Genomic DNA, 1309 nt, shown 5'->3' on the forward strand with positions numbered 1-1309 from the left:
GAATAGTTGCCATGATTTGTATCCCAAAAAACCTAGATTCTAACACAGAAACAACAGATTGGAGTCGCGACCCAAAAATTTGACTATCACAAGTGTCCACTATCTGAAACAGCGTGTATTGTGTGCTACAGCTATTAGTACCGCTTTAACTCTGTGTCATTACAACGCACAAGTTGAGGAGAGTTACACAAGGCTCAAAACTAGGGCCGATTTCGATTTATGGTCGTTTTTATTGAGACTGACTGATCACTTGGATTTTTCTATTCAATAAGGCTTGTACAGAATGAGGGTCTTTTTCGAAGCTTAAGATTGAGTTATAAATTTCCACATTCGCATGCATCGACAACAACTCACTTAACTCCAGTTTGGAGTTGGCTCGATTCGCCTCTCGCTCTCCAGGACTAGTCTGTACAACGATTCGCCCCAGAAAGGTGCCTTGCGTTGCGAGGGGAGGTTGCCCTTTGCTATCTAAGTTATTGAAATATATATCATTTATTTTTGGTTTGATGTCGTTGGACATAAGGTACCTAAACTCTTAAGTCTGAGCTCTGAAGCATAGACGGTGAAACTTCTGTTACGACATGAGCAGACAACAAGGACTCCCAAGATTCGCTCTGTGTGAGCAGTTCAGCAAGTCCACTCTCAAACAGCTCATAGTCGAGTTTTTCGGCACGAAGCAACCTGTTTAAACACAGCTTGTGCCTGTGATTATCTAGACTAAAAAATAGTTGATGTTCAGACCAGTGATAGTTGAATGACAAAAAAGAACGATAAAGATCAGAATTAACAATTTGTAGGTCAACAATCTCTACTTCTAGTTGAAGTGTTTCTATTTTAGAGTGAAAAATTAAATGCACTCTTAACTTATCGTCAAAAGCTAACCCCAGTTCGTCTTCAGTCAAATGTAATTCAGGCAAGCCTACTCGACGAGAAAACTCTATCAGAACCTCATCTACAATTTGGCGTACTGACATAAAAACAGTCCTTTCATTAAATGTTAATAGTTATTATAGGTTAAACTGGTGTTTTTTATATTATTATTGGTTGATATTTTTTATATATTACGTAAGGTTCAGTCAGATCGCAATTACCAAAATACGCAGTTCTTCGGCATTCGCGCTTCTTAAGCGTGATTCTATTCCTTTTATGGTCTCAATAAGGGCACGAATGTACTTTGTTAATCTGATGTAAACAGAACGGAGGCTCTGTAATCTTTATTCCATGCAGCTTTATTCATCTTCCTTGGTACTGATAAGTGGCTTTGTTGCGTAATTAAATTTAAAGATAGAACAACCCCGTTTCGCGTATT

Annotated in this window: 2 protein-coding genes; both read right to left on the reverse strand. The window is 38.4% G+C overall.

Annotated elements, in window-relative coordinates; all coding sequences use genetic code 11:
• Positions 1-229: 229 nt before the first annotated feature.
• Positions 230-520 carry a T3SS regulon translocated regulator ExsE2 gene (gene exsE2 / locus ACED25_RS23435; RefSeq protein WP_371696272.1) on the reverse strand — a complete coding sequence of 97 codons (291 nt, stop codon included), beginning with the start codon at positions 518-520 and terminating at the stop codon, positions 230-232.
• 7 nt (positions 521-527) lie between these two features.
• On the reverse strand, positions 528-974 hold the full coding sequence (locus tag ACED25_RS23440) for a type III secretion system chaperone (RefSeq protein WP_017098095.1): 447 nt from the start codon (positions 972-974) through the stop codon (positions 528-530).
• Positions 975-1309: the final 335 nt, after the last annotated feature.

This window comes from Vibrio sp. 1F263 (assembly GCF_041439035.1).
Taxonomy (GTDB): Bacteria; Pseudomonadota; Gammaproteobacteria; order Enterobacterales; family Vibrionaceae; genus Vibrio; species Vibrio tasmaniensis_A.

Bases quoted from the DNA above. Each gene is read 5' to 3' on its own strand.
- ACED25_RS23440 (WP_017098095.1), bottom strand. From the start codon at position 974: ATGTCAGTACGCCAAATTGTAGATGAGGTTCTGATAGAGTTTTCTCGT.
- exsE2 (WP_371696272.1), bottom strand. From the start codon at position 520: ATGTCCAACGACATCAAACCAAAAATAAATGATATATATTTCAATAAC.